A 19,318-nucleotide genomic window follows, 5' to 3' on the forward strand; every position below is an offset into this window, starting at 1 on the left:
TTTATGGATATAGCATTTGGGCATTGCACCCACCAACGCACAAAAAACCCGGGACGTTGCCCGGGTTCTTGTGGTCTTCAACGCCCCTTCAGGAAGGCTGTGCCATATCCAGTACCACCCGTCCGCCACACGGGCATTCATCCATGTACCGATGCGCCTCGACCACCTGGTCGAACGGATACACCTTGATGATCTGCGGGGTCAGCAACTGATCGGCGGTGAACTGGTTGATATCCCGCAGCGCCCGCTGCAGCGCGACCTGGTCCTGGCTGATACCCAGCTCCGGCTTGCCGGTAAAGTTGCCGATACAGTGCACATAGAACTGGATGTTCTTCTGAAAGGCCGCACAGGCCGGGAACGGTGTCTGGTTACCGCCTTGCAGGCCGTACAGCACCAGGCTGCCACGGGGCGCGAGCACATCACCGAGCAGCGACATCTGCGGCCCACCCATGCCATCGAGGACCATGTCCACGCCACGCCCGTCGGTGTATTTGCCAACCTGCAGCAGCAGGTCCTGCTCCTCGGTGACAATCACCTTGTCCGCCCCCAGGCCCAACAGGTAGTCGCGCTGTTCCGGCTCCTTGGTGGCCGCAAACACCTTCAACCCCAACGCCTTGCCCAGTTGCACGAACGCAGGCCCGGCGCAGTGGCTGGCATCGGTCACCAACGCTGTTTGCCCTGCCTTGGCGCGGGCCAGGTCGACATACGCGAAGTAGGCAATCAGCAGCGGCGTGTAATGCACGCTGGCCTCGATCGGCGTGAGGATAGCCGGGTAGCGGGTGATCGCTGTACGTGGCAGCACGATCACGTCGCCATAGACCGGGTGATCATTGGCGCTGGTGGCCGGGAAGCTGGCGACCCGGTCACCCACCGCAATATCCTCGACCCCTTCACCAACAGCTGTCACCACACCCGCCATCTCATGGCCGATCCCCGCCGGCAGGCGGGCTTGGGACGGTGCCAGGTTCTGACGCCAGAGCACGTCATACCAGCTGACGCCGATCGCCTCGACGCGGACCTGCACCTCGTCGGCGGCAGGCGACGGTTCGGCCTGCTCTTCGCAACGGAGCACATCGGCTGCACCGAACTTGTGGAAACGGATCATGCGGGACATCGCATACCTCGCCTTGTGAACCTCTATTACCACGGACTTTATCCGGGCTTTGGCCGTTAGACCATCAGTGGTCATTAATAGTCGACATGCTTGTCATCGATTGGGCACCTGACATTCATCTGAATTGGCCCCCGGAAATCGGTGCAGGGTAACAGCCTTTGGCCTTAAGATTCACCCCTGCCCCACTTTAGGCGAAGCGCACCGATGAATCGAAACGACCTGCGTCGTGTAGACCTCAACCTGCTGATCGTGTTCGAAACGCTGATGCACGAGCGTAGCGTGACCCGTGCTGCCGAGAAACTGTTCCTCGGCCAGCCGGCCATCAGCGCGGCCCTATCGCGCCTGCGCAACCTGTTCGACGACCCCCTGTTCGTGCGCACCGGCCGCAGCATGGAGCCCTCGGCGCGGGCGCATGAAATCTTCGCCCTGCTCTCCCCGGCGCTGGACTCGATCTCTACCGCCGTCAGCCGCGCGGCCGAGTTCGACCCCGCTACCAGTAATGCTGTATTCCGCATCGGCCTGTCGGACGACGCCGAATTCGCCTTGCTGCCGCAACTGCTCAAGCGCATCCGTGCCGAAGCACCGGGTATCGTGCTGGTGGTACGCCGGGTCAACTACCTGCTGATGCCAACGCTACTCGCCTCAGGGGAGATCTCGGTGGGCGTCAGCTACACCAGCGACCTGCCCGCCAATGCCAAGCGCAAGGTGCTGCGCCGCAGCAAGCCAAAACTGCTGCGCGCCGACAGTGTGCCCGGCAGCATCACCCTGGACGACTTCTGCGCCCGGCCGCACGCCCTGGTGTCGTTTGCCGGTGACCTGTCCGGTTTCATCGACGAAGCCCTGGACGAGATAGGCCGCAAGCGCCATGTGGTGCTCGCGGTACCGCAGTTCAATGGGCTGGGGAGTTTGCTGGCGGGTACCGACATTGTTGCCACGGTGCCGGATTACACGGCGGATGCGTTGACGGCTGCCGGGGGGTTGCGGGCTGAGGACCTGCCGATCGAGGTGCGCAGTTTCGAGCTGCACATGGCCTGGCGGGGGGCGCAGGATAATGATCCGGCGGAGCGCTGGTTGCGGTCGCGGATACAGATGTTCTTCGGAGACCCTGACAGTCTTTAGGGCGGTTTAGATGCATTGAAAAGCCGCCTCTGTTCTGGCCAAGGCATCAGCAATCGTCGGTAACGCTCAAATGGGCGCTAGCACAATCAGTTCACGTGCCATCGAACGCTTTCTCTCAACAGCCTACCGCCGGCTGCTGTGCCTTCGCCAACCTCAGCAACAAAAGACCAACCAGCAGCGCTGCCCCCAAGTTGTAGAGCATGCCCGTAACGAAAGCCGCCACGTATTGACCTGCCAGCACGACCCCGCCATCACCCGCGACCAGCGCCTTGTTGAACAGGATGCCGACTACCCCTACTCCCAGAGCCGCCCCCACCTGCTGAACAGTCGAGATCACTCCCGACGCCATACCGGCCTGGGCTTCATCGACAAAACCCAATACCAGGTTCAGCAGTGGCGTCATGATCAAACCCTGACCGGCGCCGACCACCATCAGTACGGGGATCAACCCCGTGGGCCTCAGGGCCGCGCCCGCCATCCAAACCTGCGCAATCAATAGCCCGATCGAAACGGCATACACCATCGCACCTACAACGATGGCGCTCGCCCCCCATCTCGCCACCAGCTTGGGCGCGACGAGCGACGCCAGTACGAATCCCACGCTGCAGGGTGCGAAAATGCTACCCGCAGTCAAAGGATCAAGCCCCAGCCCGGTCTGCACCAACAAGGTGAAGCACAAGAAGAACGAACTGGACGTGGAATACACCAAAAACACCAGCAATGCGCCCAACGCGAAGTGACGCTGGGCCAGCAAGCGCATATCCACCAGTGGCAAGCCGCCGTCTGCTCTTCGCTGCTCCTGCTGCCTATGGAAAAGTACCAGCAGTACTCCCGCCAGGCACAACGACACTAGACTCCAGGCTGGCCAGCCTAGCGCCGGCCCTTCGATCAACGGCACCAGCAGCAGCACTAGGCCGGTGCTGACCAGCCCTACGCCCGTCCAGTCCAAGGTTGGTCGCTGTGGTGCGCGCGACTCAGGGATATAACGTGCCGCCGCGATGGCCAACAGGCCGATAGGCACGTTGATGAGGAAGATGCTACGCCACCCCAGGCCGAACAAGTCGGCATGAATCAACCCGCCACCCAGCACTTGCCCTGCGATGGCGGCCAGCCCTAGGGTCATTCCCAGTAGACCGAAAGCACGACGGCTGTCGCCGTCATTGAAATTGACACGGATAGAGGCATAGACCTGCGGGAACAGCAACGCCGCCGCCAGCCCCTGTAATACCCGCGCAGCAATCAGGAAGCCGGCAGTGGGGGCCAGCCCGCACAGCAGGGAGGCGAAGGTGAACCCGGCCATGCCGATCACGAAGAGGCGGCGGCGCCCGAACAGGTCGCCCAGACGGCCGCCGGTAATCAGCAAGACGCCAAACGCAAGCTCATAGCCGGCCACGATGAAACCAACCTGTGCGAAGCTGGCCGCCAACCCTGCTTGCAGGCTGGGGATGGCCACATTGACCACAAACAGATCGAAAATCGTCACGAAACCGGCCAATAGCAGCACCGACAAACCGAGCCAGGGCGGACCGTCAACAGTGCGCACAGGCAGTACCGAAGGGTGGGAGTTCGAGTTCATCTTGCGCATCCTGAGAAGAGACGTCAGCATTTTCGAACCACCGTTAAGCCATTACAATTTAACCCTTTATGCTATTACTCAAAGTAACGAGATAAACGATGCGAACCTTGGCACGAACACGCGCCGATCTGGCGGCATTCCTCTTGGCGCATCGCCAGCGGCTATCCCCTGTCGATGTGGGCTTACCCAGTGGTGGTCGCCGCCGCACGCCTGGGCTGCGACGTGAAGAAGTTGCCGCGCTCGCAGGTGTCGGATTGACCTGGTACACGTGGCTGGAACAGGGCCGTGACATAGGGGTTTCGGCTGCTTTTCTGGACAACCTGGCGAGGGTGCTGAAGCTGGATGCCGCAGAACGACGCCACTTGTTCCTGTTGGCTCACGAACGGCCACCTGCCGAACCTGGCAAAACATGGTGCGTGCTACCCCCACTGGTACGGCGCCTGATGCACGACTTGCCGCACCCCGCCTTTGTACTCAACCTGCGCTGGGATGTACTGGGCTTCAATGCGCTTGCTGACCAGCTGTTTAACTTTGGCTCGCACACACCCGAGCGTCGCAATTTACTGTGGCTGCTGTTTACCGACTCTGTTCTGCGAGAGCAATTGTATGACTGGGATGAACAGGCGCCGCAGATGTTGTCGGGCTTCCGGCGCGACTTCGCCCGCGCCCCACAAGATGCGGACATACATGAACTGGTGTCAGAACTGGAGCGCGTTTCACCGGAGTTCAAAGTTTGGTGGCGCCGGCACGATGTTCACGCCCCCTCTGCAGGCATGCGCAAGCTGACGATTGACGGCAAGATCGAGTTGTTCGAGCACACCTCGCTGACCATCGACGAAGACCGCCACCTACGCCTAGTGGTCTATGCCAAGTTGCAGGTCCAAACGCCGTAGATGTTCTGTCGACGGTTTCCGGCGGCGGCTGTCTCGGCAACATGCTCGGCCGGCTTTACGACGCGAGCGCACGGACGCGCAGCAGATCGCTAAAGCGTCAGCCGGGGTGGCAAACGGCCAAGCCTTGCTTGTGACGTCTGCAAAAAGCCAGGCGTATAGAAAATCAGGAGCGAATCATCAAGAAATTTCAGACCTATACTCTCATTTGCCGCAACAACGTCAAATTAACGGAGGATGAGCCATGAACCTAAAAATATCATTCGTGATAGCGGCCCTTTGCGCCTTGGGCGCAGGAAATTTATATGCATCAAACTGCCCTCCCGCACCAGCCGCCATCACAGACATAGGAGCAGACGTTATCTCAAGCGTCGAGGGGAGCGCAGGAAAGTTGGCCAACGTAAAACTCATAGACCTTTCAGTAAAAACCAAAGTAGAGATGAAAAGCCTTTATGAAAACTACCCAAACCTAGACAAGATCACTGTACTTCAGATGCTGTCAGCCGAATACTGCAACAGACTAAACAACACAGACATCCCCGACACCGAGAAATTAGAACACTGGGAAAAATTTCAAAATCAGATAATGGAAAATTATGTCGCACCCAAGCAAACGCAGAACACACAAAACATAAAAAATATAGAAAACATAAAAAACGTAGAACACATAAAGAACATAGAAAACATAAGGCATATAGAAAATATTCGAAATATCCAGAACACCACCACAAAAGAAACCACTGACCACCAAACAAAGCACTCCGTCACTCAACTGTCAGCCGACTCGATACTGGATATTAAGTTCGGGATTCCGTTCGAACAATTAAATGCTAACGCACTCATTACAACACCACACAGCCAGTACCTCAAATACTCGCAAGATTTTCTAGGATCAAAATTTGAAGTTCTCCAGTTGCTTCAGAATGGTAAAACGTCGCGAGCAAGACTATGGCAGAGCATAGATGGATCCTATAGCGGAAGCAGGCGCGAGGGGAAAGGACCTGACAGAGCGTATACAAAAACGCTATGCAGCATAGACAAGTTCAACAGGACCGTTGGTGAAATATCTAAAAAATATGGAGCACCCAACGGCTCGCAGAATGGAGCAGACTACAAAGAAGCTCAGCGCCTAGGCACAACCTATTCGTACGTGTCACGCGGGTCATACTGGAAAGTAAAAGACGGATCAATGCTGCTCTTACTAATGAAAGACTACGAATACGTAACCCACTACACGTTGGCCGCAAAAAATCATCAGGATACAATGTGGGGGTGCCGAACCCAACTGTGCGCCATACCCCCTAATTATAAAAGCATGTGTTTTGAAATACCCGAATTAACCATACCCTTGTAATGCTTCAACTAAAACGGTTGACGACATTCGAAGCCTTCTGCAGACATGACCGCAGTACGCAGACAACAGTTTTTTGCGGCAGCGGAACAGGACGCACACCGCACGCGCAACTGCAGCAAGGTCAGGTGCCTATGCATTTATTCCCATTCCGCTCACCACTGGCCTCCTTAAAGACAGTATTGAGCAGGTGATCTCGAACCGCATCCCAGTCTTTATTCGTATCTACAGCCTCCAGCAACCAGGCCCCTAGGGTGATCGGATCATTAGCGTACTGATGAACCCCTGTGCGAGAGTAATCCAACAACCACTGAGGGTATTTATCCAAACTGCCGTGATGCTCTTTACCCCCCCTAATCTTAACCTGGTCACTGTAGTTATAAACATCGGCCAATACTGCGTATTTCTTGCCATCCACCGACGCTTCAACTCGACACGTGTGAGCCGGTGAAAATGAGTCCTGAATGATATGAAAGATACTTCCAAGCGCAACATCAGGCACCATGCGTTCGCGCCGATCGTCAGGGAAATCCACTCGAGAAAACAATGTACGAACGGTAACATGCTCATCGTTTTTCAAGCAGTAATTGTCAACCAAAGAGGGCACCCGCAGTGCCGATAGCTTTTCCGAGGTAAGCCTCGCATTGTACGGGATGTCGCGCTTTGCCACCTCGTACGCAAACTTGATCCAGGCAAGGGACTTCTCGACGGTTACGTTTACACGATCGGTTTTCGATTCTGCCTTTGGCGTCTCTGACATGAAATGAAGATGCTGCAGTGCGCCATAGTGCGTCGTCCACCCAAGGCTCTTGGCCCTTTTGATCTTCTTGCAGTATGATTTTGCGGCAGGGTAATACTCTTGATCGGGGTCTGAAAAAAACGTTCTAAACGTGAAACTATTTCTAGACAGCTCGAAACCCTCCCCCCATAAAAGCATCAGCGGGTCATCGTTCCACCATGAGCCATAGATTAAATCAGAAGTACTGTGGCGCCGCTGTGGGTTCAATATAAACCAGCGCTCTTTGGGGGCTCGGTACTTAAGCACCTGCTTTACATTTGCAGGGATTGTTGACAGCACCTGCTCGGTCGAAATAAATCCGTGCTTTCTATATTCTTCAGTGGAGAAATTTGTTAAATGCTCGTGAACGGCCAAGCCTGTCACCTCGGGCAGCATAGCGCATTTATTAAACCAATTGATTGCCTCTTGCCCCAACTCGCCAGGCTCATAGGTCAGTATGCGTAAGCATGGACTTATCTGAAATGCCCACGCGCTGGTCGCTACCAATGGAAAAAGAAAGGGTACGCACGTGAAAAATCTCTTTACTCGAGCTGTTCCCATAACTGACTCCTCACGCGGTTCCGCCTTACAGTGGGTGGTATGATTTCGAGTATAGCTAGACATTTAGATGACCCCGAGCATTTGTCCGGTAGCTGGCCAAACAGCCTTCGGCGGCGGTTGATAGGGAGCTTGGGGATAGATTGTGACGACGATTGGACAGAGTATCCGAGCACCACTAGCGTTATGCCATGCATCAGCGTCTCCACAGTGAAAAGCGTGGTGGGCGGCACCTGGATCCGGGCAACCGTGAGATTTCCCTGACCGCCAACAATGGCGCATTAACAACTAAAGGGGTGTGTGATGGGTACTTTCAGGATAGTCGGGGATGTAAACCTACCCGAAACCGAATTCCGGCAGTTGGTTGCGCGACTGGCGGAGGTGCCTGAGCAGCCGTTGGCAATGGGGGCTCTTTATGGGGCAGTGACGCCCTTTGAGCCGGTAGGCATCGGCAAGCCACTTACCATCCAGATTCGCCATGTGTACACGGGGAGATTTCCAAAGCGGAGAGCGTTCGGTGGGTCGAAAGATGTCGCTGTTGTTTCAGGCGTCAAGGATTACTCGGTCTTCAACGCCACAACCCGTGCGCTCAATTTTATTCAGCGCGATCACACCGCCCATACATCCATTAAGACGCCGCCAGCCTTCGTCGATGGAACTACGATAGTCGCCTACTTCCCAGCCGTCACCACTGAAAGCCTAACGGTGTCGTTCGAACTGGCGGTAGACGACTTCCCGCAGGATTTCGTGGATAAGGTTGGGGGGGCATTCCAATCGCTCGCGGGTATTCCGCTGCTTCTACCTTATGCAGGGTATTTGCTGGCCGCAGGCGAGATCATCAAGCTAGGAGGTAGCCTCGGAAACGGCGTTTTTGATGGAAAGCCCGAATTTGAAATCACTGAATCGCTCCCTTTCGACTCGCCGGGCGAGCTTGTAGTCGATGCCGATTTTCGACTGGTGACCCATTCAGAAACGCTCCGACTTGACTACGAATACGATAGCCAACGCGGGATGGTTAATCGCATAACGAAGAAGGTCTACGAGGGCGACGAACCCTATCTGGTGATCAGTCTTGATGGCAGGCAGCGCCCTGATCTCGCTGACTTTGCCTCAACAGCCGCAAGCGCTTCGGTACTCAAGCAGTTCCTCAATTTGGGCGAAGACGTTCGTACGCCGATTGATACCATCGTGGAAGGCATCAAACTTATGTCAGACATGCGCTTTCGCAAAAAGGCGATTGCTCTGGCCGAGTCCTTGAAACGACTGCCGGAGGGAAGCGCCGAACGTGAAAGGCTACAGAAGATTCATAATGCTCTGGTGAATAACATCATGGACGATCTGTTTAAACCCGCTTAGCGGGCACTCCAGCACCGCGCCGCACCCGCCTCCGTCACTGCAGGACCTATGCGGTTCTAGAAACTGAAGTCGGACGGGGTGCCGGTTACGTTCGGTTGGCACCTGTTTTGGCAAGCCGGAGGTGTACAGCAAGTGCTTGAGGATCCGTTGTTCTGCCTGCTGGCGAACAATGGCCATCGTCTTAGCCTGTTCGACCTCCTTGAGCGGCTGCGAAGATATCGGGGCATACCTGAAATGCTGCCATCCAACGCGCTGAACTTTCAGACAGCACTACTGGAAAATAAGCGCAAGGAACAATACCCTGCCAACCATACAACCTAGACGAGTTGATCATGTCAGGGATTACACCGTTTCAAACCCCGCGTTGGATGCGTGACCTGGTCCGCTTCCTGCCACTGAAAAGCCAATTCGTCCTGTCGGGCAACATCCGCGACCTCCAGGCCAGCGAGGTCGCCCCGGGTACTGTCACGGCCCAGAGCTTCAACCAGACCCTTTGCGACGCTCTGCTCGACACCGGCTATGGCCACGTGCTGGCTTGGGACCCGGTGGCTGGTTTTCGTGTACTTGGAAAGCCCAGCGGCGACCCGGCACCAGGCCAGGCGCTACTCCAGGAGCTCGGCCTGACCCCGGTGAACGGAGCCGCGTCTGCGGGTATCGACCTGCTGGCCGCCACCGTACAGCGGCTGCTGGCCCGCACCGATACGCCGGTCGCCCTGATCATCGACTTCGCCTCACGCCTAGTGGTACGTAGCGATTCCCTGACCGCAGCCGAGCACCAGCTATTCACTCACGCCCTGGTGCATGCCCACCAAGCGCGCAGCCGGCCGCAGCCACAAACGCGCAAGCCATTCTTCAATACGCTGCTGTGGCTGGTGGAAAAAGAAGGCGACCTGCCGGACTGGCTGCTGGTCGACAATCCACGAATCCGCCACATTCCTGTCTCCAGACCCGACCAACTGGCCCGCCGCGCCTTGGCCCCAGCCCTGCTCAAGGGGCTCGCCGGTAGCCAGGAGGCAAGTCAAGACACCCTCGACCAGGCCGCGGACGCCTTCGTGCAGAACACCGAGGGGCTGCTGCTGCTCGACCTCAGCGCCATCGCGCAACTCGCACGGGTCGAGGGTGTGGCCATGGTGCAGATCGCCGACGCCGTGCGCCGATATAAAGTGGGTGTCACCGAGGACCCCTGGCTGCGCATAGACCGCCAGCGCATCCGACGGGGCGACGAGCTGGTGCACCAGCGGGTGAAAGGCCAGGACCACGCTGTGACCCACATGCTCGACATCGTCAAGCGGGCGATGACTGGCGTCGGCGCCAGCCGCAAGGGCAACCGCCCGCGAGGCGTGGCGTTCCTGGCCGGCCCCACCGGGGTGGGTAAGACCGAGTTGGCCAAGACCATGACCAGCCTGCTGTTCGGCGACGAAAGTGCGTATATCCGTTTCGACATGTCGGAATTCAGCGCCGAGCATGCCGACCAACGCCTGATTGGCGCACCCCCCGGCTATGTGGGCTACGACGTCGGTGGCGAACTGACCAATGCGATTCGCGAGAAACCCTTCAGCGTGGTGCTGTTCGACGAAATCGAAAAAGCCCACCCGCGCATTCTCGACAAATTCCTGCAAATTCTAGACGAGGGCGTGCTGACCTCCGGTCGCGGTGACCGGGTGTACTTTTCCGAGGCGCTGATCGTGTTCACCTCCAACCTGGGCATCTACCGCCTGGGCGATAACGGCGAGCGCGTTGCCAACGTGCTGCCGGGTGAACCCTATGAGCAGGTCCGGGAGAAAGTCCACAGCGAGATCGACCGGCACTTCAAGCTGGTGCTCAATCGCCCGGAAATTCTCAACCGTATCGGCGAGAATGTCATCGTTTTCGACTTCATCCGTGAAGAGATCGGCTTGCAGATCTTCGAACAGATGGTCGATGCCACCTTCAAGGACCTGCAACAGCAGGGACTGCACGTAGCCATCACCCCTGAGGCGCGCCAAGCGTTACGCGCTCTGTGCCTGCGCGACCTGTCCAACGGCGGCCGTGGTATCCGCAACCAGCTCGAGGCGCATCTGCTCAACCCGCTGGCGCGAACCTTGTTCGACCAAGACGCTAAACCTGGCGAGCATTTCGCCGTCAGCCGACTGGGGGTCGGCGGATTGACCCTGGAACGTCGCTGATCATGGAACTGAGCCTGTCCCGTGTGCACTTCCCGGTCACAACCCTGGGCCCCGGTCGTCGCCTGGGCATCTGGTTTCAAGGCTGCAGCATCCGCTGCCCTGGTTGCATCTCCGCCGACACCTGGGGGCCAGGCAAGCGCCACGTGGGCATCGCACAGCTGCTGGAGCAACTCAGGCCCTGGTTGGCCGAGGCTGAAGGCATTACCCTCTCCGGCGGCGAACCCTTCGATCAGTTCCCTGCCCTGCTCGCCCTGCTCCAAGGGCTGCGCCAGTCGAGCCCGTTGGACATTCTGGTGTACAGCGGCTACTCGCTGGAGCACCTGCAACCCCAACTGCAACAAGCCGAAGGCCTGATCGATGCGTTGATCAGCGACCCCTTCGACGAGCGCAGCGAACAATCCCTGGCGCTTCGTGGCAGCGATAATCAGCGCCTGAACCTGCTGACCCCGCTCGGCCATGAACGCCTAGCCAGCTACCAGCGTCCCCTGCAACCCGCCGACCAGGCACTCGACCTCATGTTCGACGAGAACGGCAGCGTGTGGATGGCGGGGATCCCTCGGCGTGACGACGTACTGCGTCTGCGTGACCTTTTGAACGCGCAAGGCCACCAGGTTCGCACCAGCGCGCACCGCCACTGACCGGAATTCGCCCAATGATTCGTTATTGCCCAAACTGCAACACCGCACGCCCGGTACAGGAAATGTTCTGCGAGGGCACCGTTGACCAGCACGCGTGCAACTGGGACCTGGCCGGCGAGCCGATTCACGCTGACGGCTGGCGCCCGCAGATCATCCATACGGTGGATAATCTCGCCCCGACGAATACAACCTCGGCGCCCGGCATCGTCTGTGAAAACGGCCATACCATGGACCCCGGCGACCTGATGTGCCTGCAGTGCGATGCCTCGCCCGCCCAGCCTGCCACCAACGTTGTGTCAGTGACCCCGGTCGACGATGCGCCCGCAGCCAGCGAAACATTGATTGAAGGCTGGTCGCTGATCCGCCAGATCAGCAATACCGACGGCGTCCGCGAACGCTACCTTGCAGTGCACCAGGAAACCGCTCGCCAAGCGGTACTAACCCTTTATCGACCAGGCGCGGAGCCGGACCCTGCGGTATATGACGTAATCCGCCGCCTGCCCCGCGAGCATGTGCCCGAAATCATCGCCACCGGCCGCTGGGATGGCCGTGCATTCGAAGTGGTCGAGGAGCTGACCGGTGGCAGCCTAGCCGACTTCGGCGGGGTGATCTGTGACACCCCCAGCGTGCGCCATGTGCTGCGCGAGCTGGGCCAGGCACTGCACGCATTCAACGAGGCCGGGTTGCGCCACCGTGACTTGCGCCCAACCAGCCTGCTGGTACGTGCCCAGGAGCCACTGGACCTGGTGATCAGCGGCTTTGGCTCGGCGCGCCTGTCGGAGTTCGACCTGGACATCGTCTCGCCCCTGGAGACCAGCCGCTACATGGCGCCTGAAGCCATCGCCGGCGGTGTGGCGGCCGCCTCCGACTGGTGGAGCCTGGGCATGATCCTGCTCGAACAGCTGACCAGAGGTGCCTGCTTCGAAGGCATCCATGCCAATGCCTACCTGATCCATGTTCTGGCCAACGGCGTGCCGATTCCCGACGACCTCGACCCACAACTGAATCTACTGTTGCGCGGTCTGCTGGCACGCGACCGACATCAGCGCTGGCAATGGCCCGAGGTCGAGGCCTGGCTCGACGGCCGCCCGGCGCAGGCTCCAGCTTCAGCCTTCGCAGAACGCGACGACGGCGAAGGTGCTTCCTTGCAACTGGGCGACGCTCACTATCACAAGCCTGCGGTATTCGCCCTTGCCGCCGCGCACGCTGAACACTGGCAGCAGGCACTCGACCACCTGTTGCGCGGCGTCATCGTGACCTGGGCCGAGCAACTCGGTCTTCCCTCCTCAATGCTCGCCGGCCTGCGCCAAGTGGTGCAGCATGACGGGCTGGAGGACGATTTCCGTTTGATGCTCGCGCTGAAGCTGCTCAACCCGGAAATCCCGCTGATCCACCGCGGTGATATCGTCACCCCAGGCTGGTTGCTGGACCATCCGCTGGAAGGCTACCGATTGATCAGTGGCTCAGTCCCCGACTTGCTGGAGCAACTGCAGACCGACAACTGGCTTTCTCGCCTCAAACTGCGCGCCGAGCAGGTTCGCCAACGGGCCCTGCACCAGCAGATCGAACTGGTAGAGGACACCTTGCGGGTTTACCTGCTGTCGACCTCACGAGCAAAGCTGACCAACGAATGGCAGGCACGCCAGCGTCTGCTACCGGATACCGAGCACCCCGGCCTGCTGGCGTTGGCGGACCGACGGATCATCGCCGAAGAAGACCTGATCGTCCTGCTCAGCGCTTCAATCGGCCAATTCCGCTCAGCGGATGCGATCATCCTGGAAGCGGCTGAGCTGGCCAGAAGCTTCGAAGTTGGCTGGTTCGACAGCGAAGTTGCCTCAGTGCTGCTGCAGCACCCGCGCCAAGACCTTTATCACGGTGTCGATGAGCGCATCCGCGGGTTTGCCCGCTGCGGCGTCGCAGCAGTAGATGCATGGGCCGAGCAGTTCCGCCTGGAACGGCGCATGCCTCTGGCCCAGGCCTTGGTGCTGCTGGCTATTCCGGCAAGCCAGTGGCTTGAGCCGCAAAAGCAGCAGTATGTGTCACAGATTCTCGAGTTCTTTGAGAAGAAGGTGGTAACCGCAGTGATGCGCGGCCCGTTGGTGCGCATGAGCATTGGCAAGACCACCGCCCGGGTCGATATCAGCGAACTGCATAGCGAGCGCCACTCGGCCGCCGCCCTGCTCGACCACCTGCTGCTGCGCAACGAACGGGCCGTGAACCTGGACCCGGAATGCTTCCAGGCCATGCCACAGATTGCCTCGCGCCTGCACGCGCTGCACCGGCAGAGCGCTTTGTACAAACGCGACACCGGCATCGACGGCCTGTATCTGGGCTTCCCATTCTTGCTCAGTCGTGACCCACGCGGCACCAGTCGCACACGCATCATTCCGTTGTTGTTGTGGCCGGTAAAGCTGCTGCTGGAAGTGGGTAGCCGCGGCCTTGCGGCCCTGGCCTTCGACAGCGAACGCGAAGAGGTGCGACTGAACCCCGCGCTGGAAAGCGTACTCGGGGCCGAAGCCTGCAAGCGCTGGCGCAAAACGGCCGACGAGTTGCTTGGCCGCTCCTCGATCCGCGCCAGCGATGTGATGGATGCATTCGGCATGCTTGCCACTGCGCGCTCGCGCAGCGTCGTCGGACTGCCGGCCAGCAGTGTCGAAGTCGTGCCTTACCAGGACGAACTGGCATGTGCTGGTGTGATGTTCCACGTCACCTTCATGGGCCAGGCCATCGGTGAGGACTTGCGCCAACTGAAGTCGCTCTCGCCAGCCGGCAGCGGGCTCGAGACCGCACTGCGGCTCAGGGCCGACGAGGAAGCCGAGCCCGTGGCCTCGCCGGCTGAACTGCACCGCTATTTCACCGTCGCCAGCGACCCCTCCCAGGAAGCGGCCGTGCTGCAAGCGCGCCAAGGCCCAGGCCTGCTGGTCGAGGGACCACCAGGCACCGGCAAGAGCCAAACCATTGTCAACATGGTTGCCGATGCTATCGGCCGCCAACGCAGCCTGCTCATCGTCTGCCAGAAACACGCGGCGCTGGAGGTCGTGTACAAGCGCCTGGTGGCCGAAGGGCTGGGCCAGCGTATCGTCATGCTCAACGACGTCAACCGCGACCGCGAACCGATCATTCGCAGCATTCGCGAACAGCTGGAGACCTTGTTCATCGGCGGCGACGAAGGCCAGGGCCTGCTCCGCCAGCGCGAACAAGTGGCGGCGCGCATCGAGACACTCGAAGGCGAGCTGGACCGCTTCCATCTGAGCCTGCACCGCCCGGACCCGGCCACCGGTTTGAGCTATCGACGCCTGCTGGGCGAGCTGATCGCCCTGGAAGACGGGCCGGCACCGCTCGACTTCCCGGCGTTGCGCCAGCGCCTAGCCGTGCTCGACGTCGCCAGTCTGACCCGCCTGGAAGAAAACTGCGCGCCATTAATACGCCTGTGGTTGCCCGCCCGCTACGAAGGCAGCGCCCTGGCGCAGTTGCAGCCGTTCGCCACGGACCGTTCTACTCTGCAGGCCTTTACCGAAAGCTTAGAGGCTTTCAACGAGGCTGAGCTGCAGCGCCAGGCGACCCTTCAAGCACACCCGGCCAGCTTCGAGATTGACGACCCTGCACCGTACCGGGCATGGATGGCCATCCATGAGGCGCCCTTGCTCGCCCTGAGCCAGGAACAGCGGCTGCGGCTGGCCCGCTGGCTGCCACTTTTCCGCAGCAAGGACGGCGAGCATCTACCGCGTGGCGAATCGATGCTGAACGCGCTGCGGCAACTGCAACAGCAGCTCGATCAACTGCCCGAAAGCGATTACCTGCCAGGGCTGTCGCCCGCCTTGAGCCTGGTCGACAGCAAGCTGCTGCGCAGCCTGGGAAGCGATTGCGCCAAGACTATGGCCGCTCGCTCCTGGCTGGCGCGCATGAACCCGTTGCACCTCATCAGGCGCAAGCGCCTGCACGACTTCCTCGAAGCTCAGGGTGGCGCCCGTAAGCATGAAGCCCTGCCAGGGCTGCGCGCGGCCATCGACCTGGAACAGCAATGGCGCCCTTTGCGCGCCGAAATTGCTGCACTTCATCAGGCCCTGGCCCTGGATAGCGTCGCCCCGCAGGCAGGCCTGGAGCTGGCTACCCTGGTCAAGTCTGATATCGGCCAGCTTGTTGAGATCCAGGCTTTGGCGCAAGCGCTGGCACAGTCGCCCCGCTCACGCCAGGCAGACGATGCCGTGCTTACCGCCGACAAACAACACCTGGAAGCGCTGTTCGGCGATCTGGACGCCTCGCTACTGCGCCAAGGCGTGCGCCAGTCCAGCCTTGAGCAGCTCAAGCTGCTCGACGACTGGCTCGGCAACGAACTGGCTAAACAGCTGCAACATGCCGTGGAACACAACCTGAGCAACGAACTGGCCCTCGGCCGCCTGCACGATGCCTTGCCCCACCTGGCGGCCTATCAGGGCTTCAGGGCCCGCGCTGGACAGCTCGCCGAGGCTGATCTGAACCTGCTGGCCCTGCTGCGCCAGCGCCAGGCGCAACTCGACGCGTTGCCCGCAGAGCAGCTCGACGCCGCCGTGCGCCGCCTGCTCAACCGCGAAGCACGGTTGGGTTGGAAGCACCGCATCGAACAGGCCAACCCAGAGCTGCTGTTCAGCCAGGAAGAAGCCCAGGCCAAAGTAGCGAGCCTGGCGCAAGCCGATACACGGATGCGTGAGCTCAATCGCCAACTGTTGGCCACAGGTATCGACCCGACGCGCCTGGGCAGCCGCAAGCAGTGGGAGGATGTGACCCGGCTGACCGGCAAGCGCTCCCGCCGGCTACGTGAATTCCTCGAACTGGGTGCTCCGCTAGGGCTGATGACATTGCGCCCGGTATGGCTGATGAACCCGGACGTGGCCAGCCGGGTGCTGCCATTGAAGAACGGCCTGTTCGACACGGTAATCTACGACGAGGCATCACAGATGCCGGTAGAGTTTGCCCTGCCGACCCTGTTCCGCGGCCAGGTCACCGTGGTCAGCGGCGACGAGAAGCAGATGCCGCCGACGGCGTTCTTCTCAAGCCGGGTAGAAAGCGATGAGGCCGAACTGTTCGATGGTGACGAACCGGACGAGGACATCGACGAAGAACAACGCGAGGCTTTTGAGGACACCTGGAACCGCCGCGAGATCAAGGACTGCCCGGACCTGCTGCAACTGGCGCGCAACGCGTTGCCCAGCACCACCCTGCAGATCCACTACCGCTCCGCCTACCGCGAACTGATCGGTTTCTCCAATGCCTCGTTCTACGGTAACCGCCTGAATGTGCCAGTGCGCCACCCCCAAGCGAGCATTCGTCAGCTCAAGCCACTGGAACTGATCCAGGTCGAAGGCCTGTATCAGAATCAGAGCAACGCCGCCGAAGCCGAGCGTGTCGTACAGTACCTGGAGGCGCTCTGGCAGCTCCCTTACGCGCAGCGCCCGTCAGTGGGCGTGGTGACCTTCAACCGCAAGCAAGCCGAGCTGATCGAGGAACACCTGGAAGCCCACGCCAGCGAGAACGAAGCTTTCCGCACCGCATACGCCCAGGAGCGCGAACGCAGCGAGGACGGTGAAGACATGTCGGTGTTCGTCAAGAACGTCGAGAACGTGCAAGGTGATGAGCGCGACGTGATCGTATTTTCCTCCACCTTCGGCCGCAACAGCCAGGGCACCTTCCGCCGCCATTTCGGGGTGCTCGGCCAGACCGGCGGCGAGCGCCGCCTGAACGTGGCGGTAACCCGTGCGCGGCGCAAGGTGGTGATGATCACCTCGATGCCCATCGCCGACATTTCGGACATGCTCAACACCCAACGCGCCCCCGCCAGCCCACGTGACTACCTGCAAGGCTACCTGGAATACGCACGCGCGCTGTGTGCCGGCGAATTCGACTACAGCGGCAAGTTGCTTGGCCGCCTGCAAACCGACCGCAGCACGCAGATGCATGGGCACGAGCAGGGCCGCGATGGCTTCGCCAGAATAGTTGGCGCGTTTATCGCGTCCTTGGGCTGGAATGCCGCTCCGGCCAGCGAAGGCGACGCATTTGGCCTGGACTTCGCCATCGCAAGCCCGGAGACCGGCACCTATGCCATAGGCATCGAATGCGACGCGCCCAACCACGCGCTGCTCGAGCGCGCCCGGGCCCGGGAAATCTGCGGCCCTCGGTACTGCGTCGGGCGATCCCGCATATCCACCGCGTCTCGTCCCAGGCCTGGTACCACGACGGCGACAATGAGCGAGCCCGCTTGCGCGCGGCCATAGAAGGCGCCATGCAAGCCGGGCAGCTGGCGCAGCCGGCGGTCGCATCCAATGACAAGGAGACTTGCCAATGAGTGGCCCGAAGGTGGTACGCATCGTCACCCGTGAAGAAATCATTGCCATTTGCGAAGGCCATCTGCGCCGCCTTGATCAGGCTGTGTCCCGTTGGGAAGCCCAGGCCGAACAGCTCGGCCAGCTGAACGAGCAAGAACGCGCGGCCACGCGGGCAAGGCAAGCGCGGTTGCGCGCCTTGCTCACTGAGGACCAGCTCCGGGAGTTGCAGAAGGCCGTCCCCATCGAGATCGAACACCTGCGGCGCGACCAACTGGCCCGCGAGGAGCGCGCTGTTCTGCACGCAACCGAGCAGCGTCAGCATCAACGCCGCATGCAGGAAAATGCAGCGCTTCTGCTCAAGGCCCTGGTCAGCCGCACCGATACCGCCCCGCAGGTGGTGCAAGCCCTGAAACAACTAGCCGAGGGCGCCCAAGTGGACAATGCCGAGCAGCTGCTTGCCCAAGGCTTCGCCCAATTGCACAGCAGCAACGAGGCGCAAACTCTTGACGAGCAGCAACGCGCGCTGGCTCTGCGGCTTAAGGACGACGTTCCCACACCCGACCTCAACACGTGGCTGGCCGAACGAGCACAAGCGACCCGCGACCCGCGCCTGCAGCAGATCGATCGACATATCGCCGAGCTGCACCTGTTGCAAGGCGCAGCCTGTGCGGCCCCCTTTGAGCAAGCCTTGGCCCGGGCCGAAGCACAGCCGCAGTCGCAACAGCGCAACTTGCTGCTCGACAGCCTGATGATCGAGCTGGCCAACAATAGTCGCGACTTCCAGCTCAATCGCGACTCGCTCGCCAAGCTCCATGACCTGGCAAACGAAGTGCGAACCCACCAGGATACTGGGAGCGAGGCGTTGCTTGAGCAGGTCAGCCAGTGCACGACCAGTAGCTCGCAAGCAATAGTGAGCGAGCTGCAGAGCCGCTGCGAAGCAATTCTTGCGGCGCATGTGCAAGCGCAAGCCGCCCTCGCACGTCGCGAAGCCATGCTCCATGGTCTGGCCGAACTTGGCTACGAAGTGCGTGAAGGCATGACCACCGCCTGGGCCGACTCGGGCAAGATAGTCCTGCGCAAGTCGGCCACGCCAGGCTATGGCGTAGAGCTGGGCGGTAAGGCCGAGAACGGCCGCATACAGGTGCGTGCGGTCGCATTGAGCCGTGATCGCGACACGCAGCGCGACAAGGATATCGAGACGATCTGGTGCAACGAGTTCGGGCGTCTGCAGGCGATGCTTCAAGGTAATGGAAGCGAACTGCTGATCGAGCGAGCGACGGGTGTGGGGGAGACGCCACTTAAAGCAGCGCTTGCCACTGAAGACGAAGATATGGCTGCAGCGGCACAGCTACGGACGAAGTAACTCGCGGTACCTATGCCGTAAGGGAGCGGGCAACGTCGCCTGAAGGCGGGGGAAGTCGACTTTGGCTGCTATCTGCCGACTCGGTTCTGCGAGAGCAATTGTATGACCGGA

The 19,318-nt window shown here is 60.2% G+C and carries 10 protein-coding genes and 1 pseudogene; 8 read left to right on the forward strand and 3 right to left on the reverse strand.

The window, feature by feature from the left end:
• Nucleotides 1–88: 88 nt before the first annotated feature.
• Nucleotides 89–1,114 (reverse strand): zinc-dependent alcohol dehydrogenase family protein, encoded by a 1,026-nt coding sequence (locus AC5PZ0_RS10555; RefSeq protein WP_027594744.1) that lies wholly within the window; start codon nucleotides 1,112–1,114, stop codon nucleotides 89–91.
• Between the two features lie 204 nt (nucleotides 1,115–1,318).
• Here AC5PZ0_RS10555 and AC5PZ0_RS10560 point away from each other — a divergent pair, with 204 nt between their 5' ends.
• Nucleotides 1,319–2,233 carry a LysR family transcriptional regulator gene (locus AC5PZ0_RS10560; RefSeq protein ID WP_027594743.1) on the forward strand — a complete coding sequence of 305 codons (915 nt, stop codon included), beginning with the start codon at nucleotides 1,319–1,321 and terminating at the stop codon, nucleotides 2,231–2,233.
• A 115-nt stretch (nucleotides 2,234–2,348) separates the two neighbouring features.
• On the opposite strand, the gene AC5PZ0_RS10565 is transcribed toward AC5PZ0_RS10560, so the two are convergent.
• Nucleotides 2,349–3,809: an MFS transporter gene (locus AC5PZ0_RS10565; RefSeq protein WP_493854864.1), complete on the reverse strand. Its 1,461-nt coding sequence runs from the start codon at nucleotides 3,807–3,809 to the stop codon at nucleotides 2,349–2,351.
• 98 nt (nucleotides 3,810–3,907) lie between these two features.
• Between AC5PZ0_RS10565 and AC5PZ0_RS10570 the strand changes: the two genes are divergently transcribed.
• Together AC5PZ0_RS10570 and AC5PZ0_RS10575 are read left to right on the forward strand one after the other, a co-directional pair.
• Nucleotides 3,908–4,702: a helix-turn-helix transcriptional regulator gene (locus AC5PZ0_RS10570; protein ID WP_493854865.1), complete on the forward strand. Its 795-nt coding sequence runs from the start codon at nucleotides 3,908–3,910 to the stop codon at nucleotides 4,700–4,702.
• Between the two features lie 241 nt (nucleotides 4,703–4,943).
• Nucleotides 4,944–6,053 carry a hypothetical protein gene (locus AC5PZ0_RS10575; protein ID WP_493854866.1) on the forward strand — a complete coding sequence of 370 codons (1,110 nt, stop codon included), beginning with the start codon at nucleotides 4,944–4,946 and terminating at the stop codon, nucleotides 6,051–6,053.
• A 121-nt stretch (nucleotides 6,054–6,174) separates the two neighbouring features.
• Here the strand turns inward: AC5PZ0_RS10575 and AC5PZ0_RS10580 are convergent, their stop codons facing one another.
• Nucleotides 6,175–7,203: a hypothetical protein gene (locus AC5PZ0_RS10580; protein WP_493854867.1), complete on the reverse strand. Its 1,029-nt coding sequence runs from the start codon at nucleotides 7,201–7,203 to the stop codon at nucleotides 6,175–6,177.
• A gap of 486 nt (nucleotides 7,204–7,689) precedes the next feature.
• Here AC5PZ0_RS10580 and AC5PZ0_RS10585 point away from each other — a divergent pair, with 486 nt between their 5' ends.
• From AC5PZ0_RS10585 to AC5PZ0_RS10605, 5 genes and pseudogenes are all read left to right on the forward strand, one after another.
• Nucleotides 7,690–8,742, forward strand: coding sequence for a hypothetical protein (locus AC5PZ0_RS10585; protein WP_493854868.1), 1,053 nt, complete (start codon nucleotides 7,690–7,692; stop codon nucleotides 8,740–8,742).
• A 332-nt stretch (nucleotides 8,743–9,074) separates the two neighbouring features.
• Nucleotides 9,075–10,907: an AAA family ATPase gene (locus tag AC5PZ0_RS10590; protein ID WP_493854869.1), complete on the forward strand. Its 1,833-nt coding sequence runs from the start codon at nucleotides 9,075–9,077 to the stop codon at nucleotides 10,905–10,907.
• 2 nt (nucleotides 10,908–10,909) lie between these two features.
• Entirely contained in the window at nucleotides 10,910–11,545 is a 636-nt protein-coding gene (locus tag AC5PZ0_RS10595) for a 4Fe-4S single cluster domain-containing protein (RefSeq protein ID WP_493854870.1), read from the forward strand.
• A 14-nt stretch (nucleotides 11,546–11,559) separates the two neighbouring features.
• Nucleotides 11,560–17,864: pseudogene (locus tag AC5PZ0_RS10600) on the forward strand (AAA domain-containing protein).
• Nucleotides 17,861–19,207: a hypothetical protein gene (locus AC5PZ0_RS10605; protein WP_493854871.1), complete on the forward strand. Its 1,347-nt coding sequence runs from the start codon at nucleotides 17,861–17,863 to the stop codon at nucleotides 19,205–19,207. The pseudogene AC5PZ0_RS10600 and the gene AC5PZ0_RS10605 overlap by 4 nt, the downstream one beginning before the upstream one ends.
• Nucleotides 19,208–19,318 lie beyond the last annotated feature (111 nt).

It is taken from the genome of Pseudomonas sp. 5.2, from assembly GCF_059025405.1.